Source organism: Actinoplanes sp. NPDC051494, assembly GCF_044454705.1.
Taxonomy (GTDB): domain Bacteria; phylum Actinomycetota; class Actinomycetes; order Mycobacteriales; family Micromonosporaceae; genus Actinoplanes.
In genome coordinates this window covers 14,586-37,447 of record NZ_JBITDZ010000010.1, presented here as the reverse complement: position 1 = coordinate 37,447, position 22,862 = coordinate 14,586, and the positions used below count along the sequence as shown (strand labels likewise).

Genomic DNA, 22,862 nt, shown 5'->3' with positions numbered 1-22,862 from the left:
CGATGCGCTGTCCGGCCATCGATCGCACTGTTCCGCACTGTCCGGAACGGTGCCGGACGTTTGAAACGGGTACCACCGGCATGGCACAGATCGATTAGGGTGCATCTCGTGGTCCGAGTGAGCCCCGCTCCCGACAGCCCGGAAGACTTCGTCGCCGACCTACGCCGCCTCCGCGCCCACGCCGGCGACCTCTCGTTCCGGAACCTCAACCGCATCGCCCAGAAACGGATCGCCGACGAGCTCGGTGAAGCGCGGCTGGACCCGCTCTCGCCGAGCACCACCTCCGAGGTGCTCTCCGGCAAGCGGCTGCCGCGGCTGCCCCGCCTCGAGTTCGTCGAGTCGTACGTGGCGGTGTGCCTGAGCGCGAGCGGCCTCGACGAGCCCGGCATCGCCGCCGGGGTGGCCCGCTGGCGCGAACGGTGGCGCCTGCTCTCGGCGCCCGGAAAACCGGATGAGCCGGTCGAGAGCGTACGGACGCCGGCGCCCCGCCGGCCGGCCCTGCTGCCCCTGGCCGTCGTCTTCCTCGTGGGTCTGGCGATCGGCGTCGCGGGCACCCTGGGATGGACCGGCCGGCGGCTGCCCCGGGCCGACGCGGCGGCCGGGCAGCCCAGCGCCGGGCAGCCCAGCGCCGGGGCGCCCGACGTCTGCGTGTCCCCGGAGACAGCACTGCCGGCCGGCCAGGACGTCCTCCGGCTGCCCCCCGCGGGAAGGAAAACCGGTTCCTGGTGGGTCAACGACACCAGGATGGCCGCGCTCAGCACCGACGGCCGCCGCTTCGAGGCCGCCGTCACCGCCGGTACCTCACGCCCCGGTGACATCCTCGTCGTGAAAGGCGACGTCGAGCTGGTGAAGGGCCGCACCTATGTGCTGGCCTTCACCGCCGCCGCCGACCTCGCCACCACCGTCCGGGTCCGTGTGCAGGACAGCGAGCCCCAGGTCTGGCAGGCGTCCGACGACCGCGAGGTGCTGGTGGATCAGGACCCCTGCCGGCACCTGTACCGGTTCGTCGCGCAGAAGAGCAGCACCCACTCCGAGCTCACGTTCCAGGTCGGCGGCCGCGCCCACAGCTTCCACCTGCGGGTCCTCGACGCCGCGCTGGTGGAGACCGCCGGTTAGTGGGCGAAGGCCACCTCGCTCGCCGGCTGGTCGGCCGGCAGGCGGTGGGGCTGGACCACCAGGAAGCAGACGGCGGTGGCGGCGAGCATGCCGCCGAAGACGACGACGGCCATCGCGACCGGGCCGACCCCGAGCACGCCGACCAGCGGCGCGGCCAGGGCACCCACGCCGAACTGCACCGCGCCGAGCAGAGCCGCGGCGGTGCCGGCCGCCTCGCCGTGCCGGCCCAGGGCCAGCGCGGGGGCGTTCGGCATGACCAGGCCGACCATCGCCAGCGTCAGCCACAGCGGGATCAGGATGCCGACCAGGCCGCCGATCCCGGTGGCGGCCAGCACCAGCAGGAGCAGGGCGAAGGCGAGGCCCGCCAGCAGCGCGGTGGACAGGATCTGCTGGGGCGTCCAGCGGCGCAGCAACCGCACGTTCGCCTGGGTGGCGCCGATCAGCCCGATCGCACCGCCGGCGAAGACGTAGGCGAACTGCTGCTCGCTCAGGCCGAAACCGTCCTGCAGGACGTACGAGGAGCCGCTGACGTACGCGAACAGGGCCGCCATCGCGAGACCGGCGACCAGGATCAGGCCCACGTAGACCCGGTCGGTGAGCAACCGGCCGTAGTCACGGATCGTCCCGGCGACGCCACCGTTGCGGCGGCGTTCGACGGGCAGCGTCTCCGGCAGCACGATCGCGGTGGCCGCCATGATCGCGGCGGCGGCGACGGTGAGCACGACGAAGACGCCGCGCCACGAGGTGAACTGCAGTGCCTGCCCGCCGATGGTCGGGGCGAGGATCGGCGCCACGCCGACCACGAGCATCAGCCGGGAGAACAGCTTCGCCGCGGCGAAGCCGCTGAACAGGTCACGCACGATCGCCATGGCGACCACCGCGGCCGCGGCGGCGCCGAGACCCTGCAGCACGCGCAGCGAACCCAGGATGGCGAGGTTGGGCGCGATCACGCAGAGCACGGAGGCGATCAGGTGTACGCCGACCCCGGCGAGCAGCGGCGCCCGGCGCCCCACCGCGTCGGAGAGCGGACCGACCAGCAACTGCCCGAAGGCCAGCCCGACCAGCGTCCCGGTGAGCGTGAGCTGCACCGAGGCCGCGGTGGCACCGAAGTCGTCGGTGATCGTGGGCAGCGCCGGCAGGTACATGTCGATGGTGAGCGGACCGAGCGCGGTGAGGAAACCGAGCACGAGAACGATCCGGGAACGGCGTCCCGCCGGGAGCCGTTCACCAGGTGAGAGGTCGTTTTCGGGCGGGGTCACGGTGCGAGAGTCAGCCACTACCTCGACAAGTGCCGACGCGGCCAGGTTCTTCCGCCCGGGCCGGATTGGTAATAGTGGTCACAGCGACTCCGTCCCGGCCCGGAAGCAGTCGTTGTACGGTAGCCGTGGCGCGGAGAACTACGAGAGACTCATACCCATGCGCGATCTTTCCCGTCGGTGGGCCTGGCTGGGCGTTCTCATCATCGGACTGGTTCTCTACGTCGTCGTGCTGCGGACGCTGGTGCGTACGCAGAACCCCAACTTCATCCCGTCGCTGCTGCTGCTCGGCGCGACCGTGGTCCCCCTCGCGTTCCTGACGTTCGCGCAGGCCCGCACCGGGCGCTGGCAGGTGCCGGCCTCCGCGCTGGTCACCGCCGCCTTCTTCGGCGGGGTCATCGGCGTGGTGGTGGCCGGCACCCTCGAGTACGACGCCCTGCGCGGCCTGGGTGCGCTGCCCATGGTCTTCGTGGCGCTCATCGAGGAGAGCGCCAAGCTGATCGTCCCGGTGATCCTGCTGTTCGTCCTGCTCGCCCGGCACGGCCGCCGGCTGCCCTCGGACGGGCTGGTCATCGGCGTCGCCTCCGGCATGGGCTTCGCCGCGCTCGAGACGATGGGGTACGGCTTCACGGCGCTGCTCTCCTCGCAGGGCAACATCGGCTCGGTGCAGGAGACGCTGTTCATCCGCGGCCTGACCGCCCCGGCCGGGCACACCGCCTGGACCGGCCTGACCTGCGGCGCGCTCTGGGCCCTGGTGGCGAGCCCGACCGGCAAGAAGGTCCTGGCGTTCATCGGCACGTTCGCCGGAGCCGTCGCCATGCACACCGCCTGGGACACGTTCGGCGGTGTGCTCCCGTTCATCGTCCTGGCGATCCTGAGCCTGGGCTGGCTCTTCTTCGCCCTGCACCGGTACCGCGCGTTCGCCGAGCACACCCAGTGGGCCCCGAGCAACGAGGCGCTCGCCATCTAGTGGTATCTGAGTTCGCCCGCGGTGATCGCGACGGTCAGGGTGTTCTCGGGCGGGGCGAGGGGACAGAGCCACTCGTCGTCGTACGCGCAGCTGGGGTTGTAGAGGTAGTTGAAGTCCAGGCGGACGCGGGCCGGGGTGAGCATCTCCACGCCCCGGCCGTGGGTGCCCTTGACCGTGTCCGTGAGATACCGGCCACCGCCGTAGGTCAGCGGGCCGCTGGTCGCGTCGCGGACCGGCAGGAACAGGCCGCCGCCGTAGGCCTGGAGCCACCACAGGGAGAGCTCGCCCCACGGGGTGTCGAGGATCCCGGCGCGGGTGTAATGGCAGATGCCGTCCTCGCCGCCGGTGTCGATGTCGATGCTGCCGGGAGCCTCGCGGAGGTCGACCTCGGCGATGAACTCGTCGGTCCCGGGGAAGTACTTGAGGCCTGCGAAGCCCTGCTTGATCGCCGACTGCGAGTGGGTGGCGAACAGCTTGTCGCGCTGGGCCCGGAAGTCGTCGAGGTCGGTCGCGGTCAGATAGATGCGGGCCACCGCGCTGCGGTAGTCGGCGAGTTCGAGTGCAGCCACCGTCCCAACGTAGCCGGGTCAGGCCGGGTACGCCGTGGCCTCGGTCGCCTTCAGGCTGGCCCAGACCGGGGTGCCGACCTCGAGGCGCAGCTGCACGGCCGCCGCCGGGGTGATGTCGGCGGCCACCGGGACCGGGCCGGTCAGCTCGACCCGGAGCGCGTCGCCGTGCCGGGACACCGCCGTCACCGTGGCCGGCCAGGTGTTCCGCGGGCTGCCCGACGGCTGGGCGGCGTACAGCGCGACCGCGCTCGGCGGGAACGCCACGAAGACGTCGCCGGCCGGCGGTGACAGGGTGCGGAACGTGAAGTCGTCCGTCACCCGGACCGTGCCGTCCTCCGCCACCGCGTGGCCGCGGTACAGGTTGAGGCCGACCAGCCGGGCCACGTAGTCGGTGCGGGGGTGCGAGGTGATCTCCGCCGCGTCGCCGGTCTGCACGACCCGGCCCTCCTCCAGGATGACCAGGCGGTCGGCGAGCATCATCGCGTCCAGCGGGTCGTGGGTGACCAGGACGGTGGGGCCGGTGTGGGTGGCGAGGTGGCCGCGCAGGTGGGCCCGGGTGTCCAGCCGGGTCCGCGCGTCGAGCGCCGCGAGCGGCTCGTCGAGCAGGATCAGCTGGGGGTCCGTGGCGAGTGCCCGGGCCAGGGCCACCCGTTGCGCCTGCCCGCCGGAGAGCTGGCGGGGCTTCTTGCGTACATGATCGGAAAGGCCGACCCGGGTGAGCAGCTCGGTGGCCCGGCGCCGCGCCTCGGTCCGGGGGATCCCGCGGCAGCGGGGGCCGAACGCGACGTTCTCGAGCGCGGTCAGGTGCGGGAAGAGCAGGTAGTCCTGGAAGACCACCCCGATGTGCCGGTGCTCGGGGGCGACGGTGTCGAGGCGCCGCCCGTCGAGCTCGATGTGACCGCCGTCGAGGCCGACCAGACCGGCGAGGGCGCGCAGCGCGGTCGACTTGCCGGCGCCGTTCGGGCCGAGCAGCGCCACCACCTCGCCGGGAGCGGCGGTGAGGGTGGCGTCCAGCGAGAAGCTGCCCCGGTTGACCACGAGGTGCGCGTCCAGGCTCACGAGACACCGACCCATCTGTCGCGCAGCAACGCGAGGATCGTCACCGAGACGACCAGCAGCACGAGGCTGAGCACGATCGCCGCGTCCAGGTCCTGCTCCAGGGCGAGGTAGACGGCCAGCGGCATGGTCTGCGTGCGCCCCGGGAAGTTGCCGGCGAACGTGATGGTCGCCCCGAACTCGCCCAGCGCCCGGGCCCAGCACAGCACCGCGCCCGCCGCGACCCCCGGGGCGATCAGCGGCAGCGTGACCCGGCGGAACGCGGTCCAGCGGCCGGCGCCGAGCGTCGCGGCCGCCTCCTCGTACCGCGAGTCGGCGCCGCGCAGCGCCCCCTCCACGCTGATCACCAGGAACGGCATCGCGACGAACGCCTCGGCGACCACCACGCCGGTCGTGGTGAACGGCAGGGTGAAGCCGAACGTGGAGTCGAGCCACTCACCGACCAGCCCGCGCCGGCCGAGGACCAGCAGCAGTGCCACGCCACCGACCACCGGCGGCAGCACCAGCGGGACGGTGACCAGCGCCCGGACGAGGCGCCGCCCGGGGAAGCTCCCCCGGGCGAGCAGCCACGCCAGCGGCACCCCGAGCACCAGGCACACACCGGTCGCGAGCGTCGCGGTGAGCAGGGACAACCGCAGAGCGGCCAGCACACCGGGCTCGGTCAGCCGCTCGGGAAGGGTCGACCAGGGTGCCCTGATCAACAGCCCGGCGAGCGGCAGGACCAGGAACGCCAGAGCGATGATCGCGGGGATCAACAGGGCCAGCGGTGCCCGGCGCCTCATCGTGCTCAGGGCTTCTGGAACCCGGCGTCGGCCAGCACCTGCTGGGCCTGCGGGGTCTGCACGAACGCGACGAACGCGCTGGCCCCGGACGGGTTGGGCGCGTCCTTCAGCGCGACGATCGGGTAGTCGTTGATCGCCTGCGCCGACTCGGGGAACTCCACGCCGTCCACATCGGCCGCCGCGGCCTGCGCGTCCGTGCGGTAGACCAGGGCCGCGTCGACCTCACCGAGCTTGACCTTGGAGAGCGCGGCCTTGACGTCCTGCTCCTGGGTGACCGGGGTGATGGTCACCCCGGCGCCGGCGAGCGCCTTCTTGGCGGCGGCGCCGCACGGCACCTGCTCGGCGCAGAGCGCCACCTTGAATTCCGGCTTCGCCATCGCCGCCAGCGAGGTGATCCCCTTCGGGTTTCCCTTCGGTACGGCGATCACGAGCTGATTCTTGACGAAGGTGACCGGTTCCCCGGATCCGTCGCCGGCGTCCGTGACGGTCTTCATGGTGGCGGGGCTCGCGGCGGCGAACACGTCCGCGGGCGCCCCGGCGGTGATCTGCTGGGCGAGGCCGGAGCTGCCGCCGTACGAGAAGGTGATCTTGACACTGGGGTTGGCCTGCTCGAACAGTGTGCCGATCTTGTCGAACGACTCGGTCAGCGACGCGGCGGCCAGCACCGTCACCGAACCGTTGGCCCCGGGCACCGCCGAACCGGGGGTGCCCGCGCCGGGCCCGTCGCTCGCGTCGCTGGAGCATCCCGCGGCGAGCAGCACGGCCGTCAGGATCAATAGGCGCATCCTCATGATTTGTCCCCTCGCTCCACGACCACCGTCGTGGACTTGATCACCGCAACCGCCACCGACCCGACCTCGAGGCCGAGGTCGTCCACCGCTTCCCTGCTCATCAGCGACACCACCCGGAACGGTCCGGCCTGGATGTCCACCTGTGCCATCACCGCGTCCCGGGCGATGGCGGTGACGATGCCGCGCATCCGGTTGCGGGCCGAGGAGCGGGTGTTGCCGCCCTCCGGCTCGTCGGCCAGCGAGAGCGCGAACGCGGCCAGGTCGATCCCGGCGATGCTGCGGTGCCCGTGCTCGTCGCGGTCCGACGCGAGCTTGCCCGCGTCGGCCCACCGCCGCACGGTGTCCACGCTCACGCCGAGCAACTCGGCGGCCTCACCGATCCGATACGTCGTCGTCACGCACGTCAGCATAGGGCCGCAGATGCAAGTCTTCTAGCTACTGTGGCCTAGCTGATGCAACTCTTCATTGAGGAGCTCACGCAGAAACGCCTCCCGGTCGCCGCCGCCCGCCTCGCCCCGGCTGGGCCGTTCGGTGAGCATCAGCGTGTACAGATGCATGCGGTACAACGTCAGCCGGGTCCGCTCCGCCTCGCCGATGGTCGCTCGATAGCCGCGCAGGAACGGGTGATCGGGTTCCTCCTCGATACGACGGAACAGGGCCGGCGAGACCAGGTCGAGCAGCGGATCGCCGAACAGGTACCGCTCCCCGTCCACGAGCCCGGTCAGCACCCCGTCGCGAGCCAGCACGTTGCCGTCCCACAGATCCCAGTGCAACAACGCCGGGCGGGTGACCAGCGCCAGCACGTTCCGGTGCCGCTCGACCGCGGCCTGGATCCCGTCCGGCAGCGCCACGTCCCAGTCCCGCGCGTCGGCGAGCAGGTCGTCCACCATCGCCGCGAACGCCGTCGGCCAGTCCGCGGCGTGCGCCCGGTCACCCGGGTACCCGAACCGCGGCCCGGTGATCTCCTGGATCCGCTTGACGGTCGCACCGAGCTGCTCGCGGACACCGTCGGTGCCGGTCAGTTCGGTCAGCGGCTGTCCAGGGAGGAACGTCACCGCCAGCCAGTCATCGGCCAGGTGCACCACATCCGGTACGGGCGCCACGGCGCGAGCGAGCCGGTAGTAGCCGGCCTCCGCCCGGAGCAGATCGCGCTCGTACCGCAGCATCCGGACACCGGGCGGCGGCCCGGCCTTGACGACCACCTCCCGTCCGTCCGCGAGCGCGACCCGCCACACAGCGGCGAACGTGCCACCGGCGAGTTCGGTCGCATCCCGGACGGAAGCTCCCAAAACGGGTGCCAGCCAGGCGTTCAGGGTCAGAGGATCAAGGTCACGACGGGTAGGACTACGCATACGGCATTGTGCAACTGCGCATTGTGGGAAAACCTTGGGGCACGGGGGTTGGGCTCACTTCCCGGGAGGGGTACAGAGGCTGCAATGAGAGTCCGTGACGAACGGCCGTGGTTGGCGGACCACAGCCGGGGAATCACCGTCGGCACCAACCGCCCCGGTCAAGGCCGCCCGGTGCACGCCGAGGATCTGCCCGGATACCTGCGCGACCTCCGGCGCCTCGCCGACGCCGACGACCTCAGCGCGGCCCACTCCGGCTGCACCATCGCCGTCGAGGTGGCCGAACGCGAGGGCGACGGCGCGAGCCTCGCGATGGCCTACTCCCAGCGCTCCTCGGTCGCCCGGCGCCAGGGCGACCTGAGTGCCGCCCGCGCCGACGCCGAGGCCGCCGCGGAACTGTTCGCCGGCTCCGGGGTCCCGCCCGACGGCCCCGCCGCCGCGCTGCTGCTGTCGCGCCGGGCCGCCGTACACCTCGATCTGGGTGACCCGGCGGCGGCCGACGGCCTGTTCGCGGGCACCGACTTCACCGGCGACCTGCCCGACGAGCCCGAGTTCCTGCTGTTGCGATACGTCCGGGGCTGCGTGCACGCCGCCGTGGCCCGCCCCGGCGAGGGCCTGGCCGACTTCTACCGCTGCGGCGAACGCCTCGCGGTCCGCGGCTCCGACCGCCCCGGGATCCTGCCCTGGCGCTCGGCCGCGGCGTCCGTCCTGAAACGACTCGGCGCGACCGAGGCCGCCGAACGCCTCGTCGCCGAGGAAGTGGCGATCACCCGGCGGCACGGGCTCGCCTCGGCGCTCGGCCGGGCGCTGCGCGTCCAGGGCCAGGTCCGCCCGGGCGAGGAAGGCCTGGCCGCGGCCGGCGAGGCGGTCCGGGTCCTGCAAGGTACGCCGCGACGGTTCGAACTCGCGACCGCGCTGGTCGACCTCGGTGGCCTGCTCAACGCGGCCCGCCGGCGCACCCAGGCCCGCCGGGTCCTGCGCGACGGCCTCGAACTCGCCGAGGCGTGCGGCTCCCCGGGCCTGGTCACCAGGGCGAAGCTCTACCACGGCGGCAAAAACGCTTAGGTTAGCCTGGCTTCATGTTGCTCCCGGCGTACCAGCCGTTTCCCCTGCGAGTGGCCCGTACCCAGCGACTCAGCACCAGCTTCGCCCGGGTCACCCTGACCGGCGCGGCCCTGCGGGACTTCGACTTCCACGGCCTGGACCAGCGCATCAACCTGATCTTCCTGCCGGAGTCCGAGGACCACGCCGGGTTCGCCGCCGACACCGACTGGCTGACCCGCTGCCGGACCCTGGGCGCCCCGCTGCGCGTCTACACGGTCCGGGCGTTCCGCCCGGACCAGCTCGAGATCGACATCGACTTCGTCCTGCACGGCGACACCTCCCCGGCGTCGCGCTGGGCCGGCGCCGCCACCCCCGGCGACCCGGTGATCCTCATCGGCGCCACCCCGGGCCACCCGGTCACCGACGTCGCCTGGAAACCCCCGCCCGGCGCCACCCTCATGCTGCTCGCGGCGGACAGCACGGCCCTGCCCGCGGCGGCGGCCATCCTCGAATCCCTCGACCGCCCCGCCCGGGCCGTCATCGAGGTCCCCCACCCGGACGACCGCCTCCCCATCGCCGGCGGCCACGACATCACCTGGCTGGTCACCGAACACGGCGACACCATCGAACCGGTGGTCCGCGCCCTCCTCGACGAGTCCGCCCCCGCCGGGGCCCGCGCCGACACCACCCCGGAATCCGAGGACGACGTCTGGGAGGTCCCCGAGCAGGCCACCGGAAGCTTCTACGCCTGGCTGGCCGGCGAATCCGGCACGGTGGTCGCGCTGCGCCGCCACATGGTCACCGAACGAGGCGTCGACCGCCGGTCCATCGCCTTCATGGGCTACTGGAAACGCGGACGCGCACACTAATCAGTGACCGGGGGCGGCGTCGAACACCAGACGGTCGCCACGAACAGCGCGCAGACGACGGCGGACACGATCACGGTGACGCCGGCGACGACCGCGGGCCGGCCCCGCAGCCACCCCGCCGACGCGATGCCGATTCCCCACGGCAGTGCGTACATCCAGACTGCGGGGCTGCCCGCCGAGCCCCACACCAGCGGCACCCACAGCGTCACGGCCGCCCCGAGCGCGACAAACCCGGGCCGGGCCGGCACCAGCCTGCCCCACCCACCGACCGGCTCGGACCAGCCGGCCGCCGCCGCGGTCGAACCGGCCGCCACCACCAGCGCGACCGTGATGATCACCAGGCCGAGGCCGGACCGGCCGATACCACCGGCGGCGTCGGACGCGGGCCACGCGCGGGCCATGACCCACCCGTTGCACGCCACGTGGACGAGCACGATCGCTGCCACCGCGCCCTTCGCACCTCGCACACCTGATCAACGCCGCCCGCGGGGCACAAGGAACGCTCAGGGTTTTCACAACAAAGCGACGCATAGTGGGGGTTCGGTCACGGCTCTCTGGAGGTTCTGATGGGTCCCCTGCTCGCACTGGTGAGTTTTGTGTTGCTGCTGGTGCAGTTGCTGCTGGTCGCCCGCGCGATCCTCGACTGGAGCGTCGTGCTGGCCGGCCCGAGCATGCCCGGTTCGGTCCGGTCGCGGCTGACCCAGGGTGTGTTCGCCGTCACCGAGCCGATCCTCGCCCCGGTCCGCCGGATGCTCCCCCCGCTGCGGGCCGGCGGGATGAGCATCGACCTGGCGTTCATCGTGGTGTTCCTGGCCATCGTGATCATCCGCTCCTTCATCTGACCGGACGGCCGGGTGAGCGGATCAAACAGCGCGCCAGTACCAGCCGCCGCACTGGAACAGGTCTTTGGTGCTCCACTCCATGGCGCAGGCCCGATACCTGATCTGGGTGCCCTCGGTGAAGTTCTTGTTGCAGTAACCGGCTTTGGTCACGCCGGCGGTCTGAGCACAGACGCCCTGCCGCACGAGGCTTCCGGCGCTGTTGTAGTTCTCCCAGTCGACGGCGCCCGAACGCCCGTCGGACAGAGTGTCCCGGACGTAGAAGTAGTCACCGTCCGGGAGAAAACTGACGCAGGCGGCCGCGACGTTGACCTGGCCCACTATTTCGGCGCAAAGAGCGGTGGAGTCGCTGCCGGCAACGTTGTATTCCATGTCCGGCGCAGCGAAGGCCGGCCCGCCACCGAGGGTGGTGGACGCCAGTACCGCCGCCACGGCGAGCCCGATAATGATCTTGAGTCTGGTCATGACAGATCCTAACTGGACGGTGGCCGCGGAACACAGGCCTCGTCGAGACGGGCCGGGGGCCGGGCCTTAGCCTCACCGCGTGCCCATGATCCGGATCGTTCATCTGACCCCGCCCGTGTTCGAGGCGCTGGCCCGGGGTGACCTCGCCGCCGCTGACGCGGTCAGCCCGGTGCCGCTCTCGGCGTACCTCGCGGATCCGGTGCACGCCGGGACCTGGGCGCGGCGGCTGCGGCAGGTGCTGGCCGATCCGGCACAGGCCGGATGGGTGACCGGGGTGATCTGGGACGAGGACGCCCAGCGGTCGGTCGGGCGGGCCGGTTTCCACGAGAAGCCCGGCCCATCCGGAACGGTGGAGATCGGCTACGCGGTCGACCCGGAGTTCCGGCGGCGGGGGTACGCACGGGCGGCGCTGGCCTCGCTCCTCGACCGGATCGCCGGCGATCCGCTCGTGCACACCGTCCGGTTGACCATCGCCCCGGACAATGTGCCCTCGATGGCGCTGGCCCGGGAGTTCGGGTTCGTGCGCGTCGGGAAACAATGGGACGACGAGGACGGGCTGGAGATCGTGCTCGAAAGGGCCTCGCACATCGAGGTTTCCGGATGACGGTTTAAGATCGCTCATGGACGGTCGTCGCTTCGGGGTGGAGGCATCATGAGCAGTGGAAACACCGACGCGAGCCGGTTCGACACCACTGTGGCGCACCCCGCGCGACGCTACAACTACTGGCTGGGCGGCAAGGACAACTTCGCCGCGGACCGGGCCTCCGGCGACGCCATCGAGGCGGCCATGCCGAGCATCCGGCTGATGGCCATCGAGAACAGGATGTTCCTCGGCCGGTCGGTGGAGTTCCTCGCCGGTCAGGGCATCCGCCAGTTCCTCGACATCGGCACCGGGATCCCGGCGCCGGGCAACACCCATGACGTCGCCCAGGGCATCAACCCCACCACACGTACGGTCTACGTGGACAACGACCCGATCGTGCTCACCCACGCCCGGGCCCTGATCACCAGCGGCCCGCAGGGCGCGATCGCCTACCTGGACGCCGATCTGCGCGAGCCCGACCGGATCCTGGGCCACCCCGACCTGACCGCGACGCTCGACTTCACCGAACCGGTCGCGTTGCTGCTGGTGGCGGTCCTGCACTTCATCCGCGAGGACGAGGACCCGCAGGGCATCATCGACAAGCTGGTCGGCTCGTTGCCGTCCGGCAGTTACGTGGTCGCCTCGCACGCCACCTGGGAATACCAGTCCGCGGCCGCGGTCGCGAAGCTCAGCGCCAACAACCGGGACGGCCGCTTCGTGCCACGCACCGCGGCCCGGTTCAAGGAGCTCCTGCACGGGCTGGAGTTCGTCGAACCGGGCCTGGTGTCGGTCTCCCGCTGGCGGGCGGACAACGAGAAGAAGCCCCGCCCGCCCATCGAAGAGGTCTCCTGCAACGGCGTCGTGGCCCGGGTGCCCTGAGTTCGGGTGCCCTGAGAGAGCCCTACCGGGACAGGACCCGGTCGGCGAGGGTCTCGGCGGTGGCCCGCAACTCGGCGACGTCGACGCCGGTCCGGCCCATGAAGACGATGCCCTGCTGCGCGGCCACGACGGTGCGGGCGGCATGCCACGGGTCGGCGTCGGTGGAGAAGTCGCCTTCCCGCTGCGCCCGCGCCACCGCCTCGGCGAGGATGCCGGTCCGTTCCTCGAAGGCGCCACGGGACACCGCCAGCACGTCGGCGTCGGCGGCGGCCAGTTCGCTGGTGCTGTTCACCAGGAAGCATCCCCGGCGTGCGGCGGCACCGCTGGGGTCCTCGGCGGGAGCGGTCAGATAGCGGCGGAGACCGTCGATCGCCCGGGGCGCGTCGGCCAGCAGGGCCCGCAGTGCGCCGTGCGTAGCCTCGATGTAGTCGCCGAGCACCCGCAGATACAACCGGCGCTTGTCACCGAACGCGGCGTACAGGCTGCCCTTGCCGAGCCCGGTGACGCGAAGCAGGTCGTCCAGGGACGTGGCCGCGTAACCGGCGGTCCAGAACTGGTCGCGGACAGCGGCCAGCACGGTCCCTTCGTCGAACTGCCGTGGTCGTGCCATGCGAGCACCCTACCCAGTTCTTGACCACGCGGTCCACGACGGTCGGCCGAGTCAGGCCGCCGTGAACGCCTGCACCTCACCACCGTCGGCGAACAGCTCGCTCCCGGTGACGTAGCTCGACTGATCGGAGGCCAGGAACAGCACGGCGGCGGCGATCTCGGAGGGTCGAGCGACCCGGCCGAGCGGCACGCTGCCGGCCATCGCGTCCAGCAGGGGTTGCACGTGACCGGGTTCCTGGGCGATGCCACGCAGTCCGGGGGTGTCGGTCGGACCGGGAACGATGACGTTCACGCGGATCCGCCGGGCCGCCAGCTCCGTCGCCCAGACCCGGGCGAACTGGCGGATGGCCGCCTTGGACGCGGAATAGTCGCCGAACCCGGCGTTGCCACGGCTGGCACTGCTGGATCCGGTGAGCACGATACTGCCCCCATCGGCCAGCAGCGGAAGCGCCTTCTGCACCGTGAAGACGGTGCCGCACACGTTGATACCGAAGGTCCGGTCGAAGTTCTCCGGGGTGAGAGCGTCGATGGTCGCCAGCGCACTGCCGCCGCCGGCGTTGGCGAACAGGATGTCCAGACCGCCGCCGGCACCGCGGACACGGTCGAACAACCGGTCGAGATCGTCCAGGCTGGAGATGTCACTGCGGACCGCGGTCGCCCGGTCGCCGAGCAGAGCGGCCGCGGCATCGAGCTCGGCCTGGCGACGGCCGGTCAGCCAGACGCGGGCCCCCTCCGCGATGAAGCGCTGCGCGGTGGCCAGGCCGATGCCCGTGCTACCCCCGGTGACCAGAGCGGTCTTTCCGTCCAGCTGACCCACGAGATCTCCCCACATGAACGACGTGCACGAGTTCTTTACCGACCGGTCCACAATAACGATGGTGGACCGGTTGGTCAAGAACTCCTCAGTCGTTACGGGCTGCTTCCGGGCCGGTGGTGCGGCGGAGCAGGGGCAGGGTGGATGCGACCACCGCCAGGGACAGCAGCATGCCCAGGAGCACCGTCAGATAGAACCCGGCACCCGGCGAGTGCAACGGCAGGTCCATCTGGGCGGTCAGGAACAGGTGGGCACAGAGCAGACCCGTGCCCACCGCTGTCAGCGCCGCCGCCACGAGGGGGGTGACGCTCTCGAGAGCCACGACGCGGCGCAGCATGGTCAGCGGGACGCCGGTCAGGCGCAGCACGCTGAACGGTCGCCGGCGTTCGGTCAGGCCGCCCGCCACGCTCACCGCCAGGCTCAGTCCGGCGAGGACGAGCGAGGTGAGGACCACGACGTCGGCGAGGCGCCGCCAGCCCTCGAACACCCGGGCCGTCTCGGCCTGCCATTCGGCGTCGGTCTCGGCTCCCCACGTCATCGGGTACGCGCCGGCCACCACCGTGCGGGCGCGTTCGACCGCACCCGGGGTGCCGTCCGTGGCGACGATCAGGGTGACCGCCGGCAGCGCCTGGAGCTGGTCGGGGGTGACGTCGGCGGCGGGCCAGCCGGTCCGCCACGCGGCCGGCCACGGATCGGATCTCGCCCGTAGGTCGATCATGGCCCAGGCGGTGGTCGCGCCGGGTTCGCAGGGAGTCGTCCCGGGCATCCGGGCGAGATCCGCGCAGGACACCAGAGCGTCCAGGGAGAAGCCGTCACCGGTGGTGAACTTCGACCCCTCGGGGGCGGCCCGGACGGCCGTCGCGCCCCGGAAGCCGTCGAGGCCGGTGAGCCCGGCCGGGATCACCGCTCCGGTCGGCGCGTGCTGCTCGTCGCGGAAGATCAGCCCCATCAGGGTGTTCGAGCCCGGGTCACGCTCACCGGCGGCGGCGGCCATGGTGCCCATCACGCCGACCGCCACGCTGGTCACGAACAGGGCCAGGACGAGACCGCTCACCGCACGGAAGCCGGTGGCCGGGTTGTCGGCGAGGCGCCGGGCGGCGATCAGTGCGGCCGGGCGGCGGGCCCGGGACGCCAGCACCCGGGACGCGACCATGGTCAGCCAGGGACCGGCGACCACCAGACCGGCCATGACGATCAGGATGCCCGGCAGGAACGCCAGGACCTGGCCGTTCGACGTCTCCGGGCGCCGGCCGACGAAATAGGCCAGCTCGGCGAGGCCCAGGACGAGCAGGATCAGCCGGTACGCCCGGGGTGGTCGCGGTGTGACGCGCCGGCTCACCCCGAGCGGTGAGATGGTCACCCGGCGCAGCGCGAATCTCGCGGCCAGGGCGGAGGCCACGGGTACGCCCAGAGCCACGCCGAGCAGGCCCCGGAGATCCGGCGTCAGGTCGGAGGGGAACATGGACGTGCCGGTGAACGGGATCGTGGCCAGCCGGTCCCGGACGAGCAGGAAGATCACGAAGCCCGCCGCGGTGCCGGCCAGCGAGGACACCGTGGACTCGACGGCCGAGACGATCGCTACCTGCCGGGGTGTCGCGCCGACCAGGCGCATGGCCGCGAACCGTTGTTCGCGCCGGGCCGCGGCGAGCCGGGTGGCCGAGCCGATCAGGATGAGCAGCGGGAAGATCATGGCGGCGGTGACCACCGCGAGGATCAGCAGCAGGCCGCTCTCGGGGATCCCCGCCCAGCACCCGTCCGGGCAGTTCGCCGGGGCGACTCCGGCCGGGATGACGGAGACCCGCACGGCTCCCGGACGCCGGGAGAGCTCGGCCGGGGTGTAGCCGACGACGGCGACGAGGGACTCCGGGGCGGGCAGGGCGGCATTGCCGATCGTCCCCACGAGCCGGCCGGGGAAGCGATCTCTCAGCTGGTCGGCGGGCTCGGTGGCGAGCAGCTCCCGCAGGGCCGGCGACGCGAAGTACTCCCCCGGAGCGGGCAGGCGGGTCAGGCCCGGCGGGACGGGTGATCCCGGCCCGGTGGCGGCGAGGTCGACGCGGCCGATCGTGCTGCCGTCATACCCGTCGATGATCAGGTGCCACCAGAGTGGATCGCGGTCCGCCTGCTGGGCGGGCTGCACGGCCGCGTTGGCCCAGCCGTACCGGGCGCTCTGCTTGCGCACGCCGGACATGCCCCCGACCGCGGCGAGCAGCATCGCGACCCCGAGGGCGACCGCCACCGCGATGAGGGTGAGCCGGATCGCGGCCTCGCGACCGCCGGCCAGCGTGAGGCGCAGACCCAACCGGATCACGGGGCGGCCGTCCCGGCCATGTCGTGCACGAGACCGTCGCGGACGATGACCTCACGATCCGCGTACGCCGCGACCCGCGCCTCGTGGGTGACCACGACGACGGTCGTGCCCCGCTCCCGGGCCGCTTCGACCATCAGATTCATGACCTGCTCGCCGGCGAGCGAGTCGAGAGACCCGGTCGGCTCGTCGGCGAACAGCACCCGTGGCTCGGCGACCAGCCCGCGGGCCAGCGCGACCCGCTGGGCCTGCCCGCCGGACAGCTCACCGCTGCGGCGGTCCCCGAGCCCGTCGAGCCCGACCCGGGGGAACCACTCCCGGGCCCGCTGGATCGCCCTGGCCCGGCGCACCCCGCTGAGCAGCAGCGGGAGCGCGACGTTCTCCTCCGCGGTCAGCTCGGGCACCAGCTGACCGAACTGGAACACGAACCCGAACGTGTCCCGGCGCAGGGCGCTGCGCCCGGTCTCGCCCAGCGCGTCGATGCGCCGCCCGTCGAACGTGATCTCACCCTCGTCCGGCACGAGGATCCCGGCCAGGCAGTGCAGCAGGGTGGACTTCCCGGACCCGCTCGGCCCCATGATCGCCACGATCTCCCCGGCACCGACCACCAGATCGGCCCCGCGCAGCGCGGGGGTGCTGCCGAACGACAGCTTGACCCCTCGCGCGGTCAGCAGGCTCATCGCCGCACCTCCGTGGCGAGAGCGTCGAGGCGCGACACCGTGAGGTCGATCCAGCGCAGGTCGGCCTCCAGGTGGAACAGCCCGTGGTCGGCCAGCAACGCGTCGACCAGCGGGCCGGCGCGTTTGATCTCGGTGAGCTCCCGCATCCGGCGCATGTGCGCGCCGCGTTGCAGGTCGAGGTAGGCCTCCGCGTCGCGGCCGAGCATCAGCGCGAGCGTGACCTTGGAGAACAGCACGGCCTGCAGGTGCGGCTCGGGCTCGACCGGCTGGGTCAGCCAGGTCTCCACCTCGGTCGCCCCGGCGTCGGTGATGACGTAACGCTTGCGGTCCGGGCCCTCCCCCGGACCGATGTCGCCGACCACGACCTTGCCGTCACGGGCGAGCCGGGACAGCGTCGAATACACCTGTCCGAAGGAGAGCGGCTTGCCCCGCCCGAAGTGCGCGTCGTAATCCCGCTTGAGGTCGTAACCATGGCTGGGCGCACGCTCGATCAGGCCGAGCAGTGTCAGAGGCACCGTCATGCGGATGACTATACGCCGAGAGTATACGCCGAGGGAATACCGCCTTCAGAAGAGGAAGTCGGACGGGAAGCCCGGCCCGACAGGACACCGCGGCCCAGCGGGCCCCACGCGGTGACGGCGAGACCGAGAGTGTTGGCGCGGGCGACGACCCGGGCCGGCGCGTCCGAGATGCCGACATACAGCACCTTGCCCGCCCGGACGACGTCGTCGAGCGCCCGCATCGTCTCCTCCAGCGGCGTCACCCGGCCCCAGATGTGCACCCAGTAGATGTCGAGATAGTCGGTGCCCAGGCGGCGCAGGCCGGCCTCCAACGAGTCGAGGATCCGGCGGCAGCGGGTTTCCGAAGGTCATCGCCGGACCCTGGTCCTCATGGCTCATGCCCGGCGGAAACGGAAGTCGGCGTGCTCGAGGGTGCCGGCCACGAAGGTGCCGTAGGCCCAGAAGTCCAGGTCGTCGTGGTAGACGATGTGGTCGCCGGCGATCCAGAAGTTGCCCTGGTAGGCGTGCCGGCGGCCGTTGCGGGTCTCGTCGTAGCGGCCGTCGGGGGTGAGCTCCTGGATGACGCCCGTGCGCTCGTCGGTCCAGACGCCGAGGTGCGGGCTGTCGCTCGGGCCGGGGACGGGCTCGCCGTACTGGAAGGCGACATCCCGGGGCCACCAGATCATGGATTCCAGCGGCCCGGGACGCGCGCCCTCCAGCACGACGAAACTGCTCAGGTCGCCGGGGGCGGTGGGGACGATGGTCACGGGACGATCGAACGACTTCATGGTTCCAGCGTCACCGCGACAGCGCCCGTCGACCAGGGTGCATCACACCCAGGATCAACCGCAGTTCGCGTACGGGCTGGTGTAGCTCTTGCCCTTCGCGTAGCCGAAGTAGGCGACGCACTTGCCCTTGCTCTTCTGCTTCACCGGCCCCGCGTAGTAGGTGTAGTTCCCGGTGTCGTAGGCCCACGATCCACCCTTGACCAGCAGCCCAGCGGTGATCTTGGTGGCTGTGCCGCGCTGCTGGCTCTTGATCGTGACCACACAGGTGGAGCTGCCGTTGTACAGCTGGTAGGTCGTGGCGCCCGGCAGCGCGTGCGACCGCTGCACCGAGTACCCGCTCCCGCAGACACCCTGCGGTGTGTACGAGGGCGCGGCCTGCGCGGGGGAACCCGCGACCAGCAGACCCACGACGGCCGCGATCCCGATCGTCAAACGCTTCAACCCCAACCCCCCAAGTCCGTTTTGTCTAATTCGCCCGGTCCTGTACCCCCGATGTCGAGAAACCATGCCGGGCTTCGTCCCTGGATCGGACGCGGCCACAATGGCCGTACCGCAGCGAGGAGAATCCGATGGCCAAGTACCTGTTGCTCAAGCACTACCGCGGCGCTCCGGCACCGCTCAACGACGTGCCGATGGACAAGTGGACGCCGGAGGAGATCTCCGCCCACATGCAGTTCATGCAGGAGTTCGCCGATCGGCTCGAGGGCACCGGCGAGTGGGTCGACGGCCAGGCGCTCTCACCGGAGGGCACGTTCGTGCGTTACGACGGCGAGGGGCGGCCGCCGGTCACCGACGGGCCGTTCGCCGAGACGAAGGACCTGATCGCGGGCTGGATGGTGATCGACGTGGAGACGTACGAGCGGGCGCTCGAACTCGCCGGCGAGCTGTCCGCCGCCCCCGGCTCCGGCGGGAAGCCCCTGCACGAGTGGATCGAGCTGCGCCCGTTCCTGGCCCCGCCCCTGACTGTCACGGAGTGACCCACCATGGTGGATGAGGCCCTGCTGAGGACCCTCACCCCCACCGTGCTCGCCATCCTCGTCCGCCGCGGAGCCGACTTCGCGGCGGCCGAGGACGCGGTGCAGGAAGCCCTGCTCGAGGCCGTCCGCGGATGGCCGGGCAACCCGCCGCGCGACCCCAGGGGCTGGCTGACCACGGTGGCCTGGCGCAAGTTCCTCGACGCCACCCGCGCCGACGCCTCCCGGCGGCACCGTGAGGTCCGGGTGGACAGCGAGCCGGCACCCGCGCCGGGCGAGGAGCGGGACGACACGCTCCAGCTGTACTTCCTCTGCGCCCACCCGTCGCTGACCCCGGCGTCGGCCGTGGCGCTCACCCTGCGCGCGGTCGGCGGCCTGACCACCCGCCAGATCGCCCAGGCCTACCTGGTGCCGGAAGCGACCATGGCCCAGCGGATCAGCCGGGCCAAGCGCACCGTCTCGGGCGTGCGATTCAACCGCCCCGGCGACGTCGCCACCGTGCTGCGCGTGTTGTACCTGGTGTTCAACGAGGGTTACTCCGGCGACGTCGACCTCGCCGCCGAGGCGATCCGGCTCACCCGCCAGCTGGCCGCCCGGGTCGCCCACGAGGAGGTCGCCGGCCTGCTCGCCCTCATGCTGCTGCACCACGCCCGCCGCCCGGCCCGGACCGCCGCGGACGGCAGCCTCGTGCCGCTGGCCGAGCAGGACCGCGGCCGCTGGGACACCGGTCTGATCACCGAGGGCGTCGCCCTGCTCCAGGGCGCGCTGGCCCTCGACCGGCTGGGCGAGTTCCAGGCTCAGGCGGCCGTCGCCGCACTGCACGCCGACGCCCGGACCGCCGCCGAGACCGACTGGGTCCAGATCGTCGGATGGTACGACGAACTGGTGCGCCTGACCGGCAGTCCGGTGGCCCGCCTCAACCGCGCCGTCGCGGTGGGCGAGGCCGACGGGCCCCGCGCCGGCCTGGCCGAGCTGGCGAAACTCGACCCGGCCCTGCCCCGTTTCCGGGCGGTCGAGGCGTACCTGCGCGAACGCGACGGTGACCTGGCGACGGCGGCCCGGCTCTATGCCGACGCCGCCCGTTCGGCACCCAGCCTCCCGGAGCGCGACCACCTCACCCGCCAGGCCGCCCGCCTCAACAACCGGGCCGACGACACGTGACAAATGTCAGTGGCTGAGTGAGTGCTCGCTCATTAACCTTGCGGTGTGGATTCCCCTGAGCAGATCCGGCGACGCAGAGTAGCGCCGATGGCGCCCGAGGACCGCCGGGCCGCGCTGGTCTCGGCGACTCTGCCGCTGCTCCGCGAGTTCGGGCTGGAGGTCAGCACCCGGCAGATCGCCGCGGCCGCCGGGGTGGCCGAGGGCACGATCTTCGGGGTCTATTCCGACAAGAACTCGCTGCTGGTCGACGTGCTCATGGACGCCCTGGACCCCGATCCGACGCTGCGGGCGATCCAGGCCATCGACAGCGACCTGCCGCTGCGGGCCCGGCTCGCCGCGGCCGCCGAGCTGGTGCACGAACGCTTCACGACCCATGCCCCGCTGATGACCGCCGCGCGGAAGCTGGTGTTCATGTCCGGCGCCCACCCGGAGGCCGCCGCCCGGATGGGTGCCGCGCGGGGGCAGTTGCAGGCCGCGCTGGCCGAGCTCGTGCTGCCCGACGCCGCCCTGCTGCGGCGGGCGCCCGACGCCGTCGCCGGGCTGTTCCTGCTCTTCTGCGGCGGCAACGCCTTCGGGCCGTTCGGGGATCCCGATCGTTTCGACGGCGAGGAGCTGGTCTCCCTGCTCCTCGACGGACTTCTGGTTTCTTCATCCACCGACCACGGGGGTGCCTGACAGGTGCTGATCCGACTGTTACGCGCGCGGCTGAGGCCGTACAAGAATGCGATTTTCCTGGTTGTGCTCTTCCAGTTCGTCGCGACGCTGGCGACGTTGTATCTGCCGGCGCTGAACGCCGACATCATCGACAAGGGAGTGGTGCCCGGCGACACCGGCTATGTCATGCGGGTCGGCGTGGAGATGCTGGGCATCACGCTCGTGCAGATCGTCGCGCAGATCGCGGCGGTGTATTTCGGGGCGCGGACCGCGATGGCGGTCGGGCGGGACCTGCGGGAGGCGATCTTCACCCGGGTCATGTCGTTCTCGGCCCGGGAGGTGGGGCAGTTCGGCGCGCCGTCGCTGATCACCCGGACCACGAACGACGTCCAGCAGGTGCAGATGCTGGTGCTGATGACGTTCCTGCTGATGGTCTCCGCGCCGATCATGTGCGTGGGCGGCATCCTGCTGGCGCTGCACCAGGACGCGCCGCTGTCCGCGCTGCTGCTGGTGATCGTGCCGCTGCTGGTCGCCGTGGTCCTGACACTCACGTCGATCATGCGGCCGCTGTTCCGCAGCATGCAGGTGCGCATCGACAAGGTGAACCGGGTCATGCGCGAGCAGATCACCGGCATCCGGGTGATCCGCGCGTTCGTGCGCGACGAGCGGGAGCACGCCCGGTTCGGGGCCGCCAACGACGAGCTGACCGACGTGTCGCTGCGGGTCGGGCGGGTGATGGCGACGATGTTCCCGACCGTCATGCTCATCGTCAACATCTCCAGCGTGGCGGTGCTGTGGTTCGGCGGGCACCGCATCGACGACGGATCGATGCAGATCGGGGCGCTCACCGCGTACCTCAGCTATCTCATGCAGATCCTGATGTCGATCATGATGGCGACGTTCATGTTCGTCATGATCCCGCGGGCCGAGGTGTGTGCCGAGCGCATCGAGGAGGTGCTCGGGACCGACACGTCCGTACACCTCGCGGCGGAGCCGGTCACCACGCTGGACCGGCACGGCTTCCTGGAGCTGCGCGGGGTGGACTTCCACTATCCCGGCGCGGCCGCCCCGGTGCTCAACGGCGTCAGTCTGCAGGCCCGGCCCGGCGAGGTGACCGCGGTGATCGGCAGCACCGGCGCCGGCAAGACCACGCTGCTCAACCTGGTGCCACGGCTGTTCGACGCGACCGGCGGCGACGTGCTCGTCGACGGGGTGAACGTGCGCATGCTGGCCCCGGCGCTGCTGTCCAAGGTGGTCGGGCTGGTGCCGCAGAAGCCCTACCTGTTCACCGGGACGGTGGCGTCGAACCTGCGGTACGGCAAGCCCGACGCCACCGACGAGGAGCTGTGGTCGGCGCTGGAGGTGGCGCAGGCCCGGGACTTCGTGGAACGGATGGAGGGCGGTCTGGACGCGCCGATCGCGCAGGGCGGCACCAACGTCTCGGGCGGTCAGCGGCAGCGGCTGGCGATCGCCCGGGTGCTGGTCCAGCAGCCGGAGATCTACCTGTTCGACGACTCGTTCTCCGCGCTGGACTACGCCACCGACGCGGCGCTGCGGGCCGCACTCGCCGAGCGGACCGCGCGGGCCACCGTGGTGATCGTGGCGCAGCGGGTCAGCACCATCCGGGACGCGGACCGCATCGTGGTCCTCGACGACGGCCAGGTTGTCGGCTCGGGCACCCATGCCGAGCTCATGGACGGCAACGAGACGTACCGCGAGATCGTTCTTTCGCAGTTGACCGAGCAGGAGGCGGCGGCATGACCGACTGCACCGAGCTTCCCCCGGCGTGCGCTGCCGACGGCCGCGACC

28 protein-coding genes are annotated in these 22,862 nt (G+C 71.6%); 11 read left to right on the top strand and 17 right to left on the bottom strand.

Annotated features, from left to right (window positions below):
* The first annotated feature begins 108 nt into the window (after positions 1–108).
* The gene (locus ACIA6A_RS29635) at positions 109–1,116 is read left to right on the top strand and encodes a hypothetical protein (protein WP_396101206.1); all 1,008 of its coding nucleotides are present in this window, start codon (positions 109–111) and stop codon (positions 1,114–1,116) included.
* On the opposite strand, the gene ACIA6A_RS29630 is transcribed toward ACIA6A_RS29635, so the two are convergent.
* On the bottom strand, positions 1,113–2,375 hold the full coding sequence (locus ACIA6A_RS29630) for a multidrug effflux MFS transporter (RefSeq protein ID WP_396101204.1): 1,263 nt from the start codon (positions 2,373–2,375) through the stop codon (positions 1,113–1,115). The two genes, ACIA6A_RS29635 and ACIA6A_RS29630, sit on opposite strands and share 4 nt — an antisense overlap.
* A 157-nt stretch (positions 2,376–2,532) precedes the next feature.
* On the opposite strand from ACIA6A_RS29630, the gene ACIA6A_RS29625 reads away from it, so the two are divergent.
* Complete coding sequence (locus ACIA6A_RS29625; protein ID WP_396101203.1) at positions 2,533–3,342, top strand: PrsW family intramembrane metalloprotease; 810 nt, start codon at positions 2,533–2,535, stop codon at positions 3,340–3,342.
* Here the strand turns inward: ACIA6A_RS29625 and ACIA6A_RS29620 are convergent.
* From ACIA6A_RS29620 to ACIA6A_RS29595, 6 genes are read right to left on the bottom strand one after another with little or no spacing between them, the layout of a single operon-like run.
* Positions 3,339–3,911 (bottom strand): DUF1684 domain-containing protein, encoded by a 573-nt coding sequence (locus ACIA6A_RS29620; protein ID WP_396101202.1) that lies wholly within the window; start codon positions 3,909–3,911, stop codon positions 3,339–3,341. The genes ACIA6A_RS29625 and ACIA6A_RS29620 overlap by 4 nt on opposite strands.
* Positions 3,912–3,929: 18 nt before the next feature.
* Entirely contained in the window at positions 3,930–4,970 is a 1,041-nt protein-coding gene (locus ACIA6A_RS29615) for an ABC transporter ATP-binding protein (RefSeq protein WP_396101201.1), read from the bottom strand.
* Positions 4,967–5,749, bottom strand: a complete 783-nt coding sequence (locus tag ACIA6A_RS29610) for an ABC transporter permease (RefSeq protein WP_396101200.1) — start codon at positions 5,747–5,749, stop codon at positions 4,967–4,969. Before ACIA6A_RS29610 ends, ACIA6A_RS29615 begins: the two co-directional genes overlap by 4 nt.
* Positions 5,750–5,754: 5 nt before the next feature.
* A complete protein-coding gene (gene modA / locus ACIA6A_RS29605; protein ID WP_396101199.1) occupies positions 5,755–6,540 on the bottom strand; it encodes a molybdate ABC transporter substrate-binding protein in 786 nt (261 codons plus the stop codon).
* The gene (locus ACIA6A_RS29600) at positions 6,537–6,938 is read right to left on the bottom strand and encodes a molybdopterin-binding protein (RefSeq protein WP_396101198.1); all 402 of its coding nucleotides are present in this window, start codon (positions 6,936–6,938) and stop codon (positions 6,537–6,539) included. Before ACIA6A_RS29600 ends, modA begins: the two co-directional genes overlap by 4 nt.
* A 33-nt stretch (positions 6,939–6,971) precedes the next feature.
* Positions 6,972–7,829: a phosphotransferase gene (locus tag ACIA6A_RS29595; RefSeq protein ID WP_396101197.1), complete on the bottom strand. Its 858-nt coding sequence runs from the start codon at positions 7,827–7,829 to the stop codon at positions 6,972–6,974.
* A 147-nt stretch (positions 7,830–7,976) separates the two neighbouring features.
* Here ACIA6A_RS29595 and ACIA6A_RS29590 point away from each other — a divergent pair, with 147 nt between their 5' ends.
* Together ACIA6A_RS29590 and ACIA6A_RS29585 are read left to right on the top strand one after the other, a co-directional pair.
* Positions 7,977–8,954 (top strand): hypothetical protein, encoded by a 978-nt coding sequence (locus ACIA6A_RS29590; RefSeq protein WP_396101196.1) that lies wholly within the window; start codon positions 7,977–7,979, stop codon positions 8,952–8,954.
* 14 nt (positions 8,955–8,968) lie between these two features.
* Positions 8,969–9,802, top strand: coding sequence for a siderophore-interacting protein (locus tag ACIA6A_RS29585; protein ID WP_396101195.1), 834 nt, complete (start codon positions 8,969–8,971; stop codon positions 9,800–9,802).
* Here ACIA6A_RS29585 and ACIA6A_RS29580 read toward each other — a convergent pair.
* The gene (locus tag ACIA6A_RS29580; protein WP_396101194.1) at positions 9,799–10,248 is read right to left on the bottom strand and encodes a hypothetical protein; all 450 of its coding nucleotides are present in this window, start codon (positions 10,246–10,248) and stop codon (positions 9,799–9,801) included. The two genes, ACIA6A_RS29585 and ACIA6A_RS29580, sit on opposite strands and share 4 nt — an antisense overlap.
* Before the next feature lie 120 nt (positions 10,249–10,368).
* Between ACIA6A_RS29580 and ACIA6A_RS29575 the strand changes: the two genes are divergently transcribed.
* Complete coding sequence (locus ACIA6A_RS29575; protein ID WP_396101193.1) at positions 10,369–10,644, top strand: YggT family protein; 276 nt, start codon at positions 10,369–10,371, stop codon at positions 10,642–10,644.
* Positions 10,645–10,665: 21 nt separating this feature from the next.
* Here ACIA6A_RS29575 and ACIA6A_RS29570 read toward each other — a convergent pair whose 3' ends face one another.
* Entirely contained in the window at positions 10,666–11,106 is a 441-nt protein-coding gene (locus tag ACIA6A_RS29570) for a hypothetical protein (protein ID WP_396101192.1), read from the bottom strand.
* A gap of 85 nt (positions 11,107–11,191) precedes the next feature.
* On the opposite strand from ACIA6A_RS29570, the gene ACIA6A_RS29565 reads away from it, so the two are divergent.
* Positions 11,192–11,710, top strand: coding sequence for a GNAT family N-acetyltransferase (locus tag ACIA6A_RS29565; RefSeq protein WP_396101526.1), 519 nt, complete (start codon positions 11,192–11,194; stop codon positions 11,708–11,710).
* Between the two features lie 48 nt (positions 11,711–11,758).
* Positions 11,759–12,568: an SAM-dependent methyltransferase gene (locus ACIA6A_RS29560; protein ID WP_396101191.1), complete on the top strand. Its 810-nt coding sequence runs from the start codon at positions 11,759–11,761 to the stop codon at positions 12,566–12,568.
* Between the two features lie 22 nt (positions 12,569–12,590).
* Here the strand turns inward: ACIA6A_RS29560 and ACIA6A_RS29555 are convergent, their stop codons facing one another.
* From ACIA6A_RS29555 to ACIA6A_RS29520, 8 genes are read right to left on the bottom strand one after another with little or no spacing between them, the layout of a single operon-like run.
* Positions 12,591–13,178, bottom strand: a complete 588-nt coding sequence (locus ACIA6A_RS29555) for a TetR/AcrR family transcriptional regulator (protein WP_396101190.1) — start codon at positions 13,176–13,178, stop codon at positions 12,591–12,593.
* Positions 13,179–13,229: 51 nt separating this feature from the next.
* On the bottom strand, positions 13,230–14,045 hold the full coding sequence (locus tag ACIA6A_RS29550) for an SDR family NAD(P)-dependent oxidoreductase (protein WP_396101189.1): 816 nt from the start codon (positions 14,043–14,045) through the stop codon (positions 13,230–13,232).
* Positions 14,046–14,079: 34 nt separating this feature from the next.
* Positions 14,080–16,299, bottom strand: coding sequence for an FtsX-like permease family protein (locus ACIA6A_RS29545; protein ID WP_396101188.1), 2,220 nt, complete (start codon positions 16,297–16,299; stop codon positions 14,080–14,082).
* Positions 16,296–16,976: an ABC transporter ATP-binding protein gene (locus ACIA6A_RS29540; RefSeq protein ID WP_396101187.1), complete on the bottom strand. Its 681-nt coding sequence runs from the start codon at positions 16,974–16,976 to the stop codon at positions 16,296–16,298. The genes ACIA6A_RS29545 and ACIA6A_RS29540 overlap by 4 nt, the downstream gene beginning before the upstream one ends.
* Positions 16,973–17,497 carry a PadR family transcriptional regulator gene (locus tag ACIA6A_RS29535; RefSeq protein ID WP_396101186.1) on the bottom strand — a complete coding sequence of 175 codons (525 nt, stop codon included), beginning with the start codon at positions 17,495–17,497 and terminating at the stop codon, positions 16,973–16,975. Before ACIA6A_RS29535 ends, ACIA6A_RS29540 begins: the two co-directional genes overlap by 4 nt.
* An 8-nt stretch (positions 17,498–17,505) precedes the next feature.
* Positions 17,506–17,820: an aldo/keto reductase gene (locus tag ACIA6A_RS29530; RefSeq protein WP_396101525.1), complete on the bottom strand. Its 315-nt coding sequence runs from the start codon at positions 17,818–17,820 to the stop codon at positions 17,506–17,508.
* A 51-nt stretch (positions 17,821–17,871) separates the two neighbouring features.
* Complete coding sequence (locus ACIA6A_RS29525; RefSeq protein WP_396101185.1) at positions 17,872–18,264, bottom strand: Atu4866 domain-containing protein; 393 nt, start codon at positions 18,262–18,264, stop codon at positions 17,872–17,874.
* 54 nt (positions 18,265–18,318) lie between these two features.
* Complete coding sequence (locus tag ACIA6A_RS29520; protein WP_396101184.1) at positions 18,319–18,696, bottom strand: hypothetical protein; 378 nt, start codon at positions 18,694–18,696, stop codon at positions 18,319–18,321.
* Positions 18,697–18,833: 137 nt separating this feature from the next.
* Between ACIA6A_RS29520 and ACIA6A_RS29515 the strand changes: the two genes are divergently transcribed.
* The 4 genes from ACIA6A_RS29515 to ACIA6A_RS29500 all read left to right on the top strand — a co-directional run bounded on the left by ACIA6A_RS29515 (position 18,834) and on the right by ACIA6A_RS29500 (position 22,814).
* A complete protein-coding gene (locus ACIA6A_RS29515) occupies positions 18,834–19,241 on the top strand; it encodes a YciI family protein (RefSeq protein ID WP_396101183.1) in 408 nt (135 codons plus the stop codon).
* Between the two features lie 9 nt (positions 19,242–19,250).
* Entirely contained in the window at positions 19,251–20,399 is a 1,149-nt protein-coding gene (locus ACIA6A_RS29510; protein ID WP_396101524.1) for an RNA polymerase sigma factor, read from the top strand.
* A gap of 87 nt (positions 20,400–20,486) precedes the next feature.
* Positions 20,487–21,074 (top strand): TetR/AcrR family transcriptional regulator, encoded by a 588-nt coding sequence (locus tag ACIA6A_RS29505; protein ID WP_396101182.1) that lies wholly within the window; start codon positions 20,487–20,489, stop codon positions 21,072–21,074.
* A 3-nt stretch (positions 21,075–21,077) separates the two neighbouring features.
* On the top strand, positions 21,078–22,814 hold the full coding sequence (locus ACIA6A_RS29500; RefSeq protein WP_396101181.1) for an ABC transporter ATP-binding protein: 1,737 nt from the start codon (positions 21,078–21,080) through the stop codon (positions 22,812–22,814).
* Positions 22,815–22,862 lie beyond the last annotated feature (48 nt).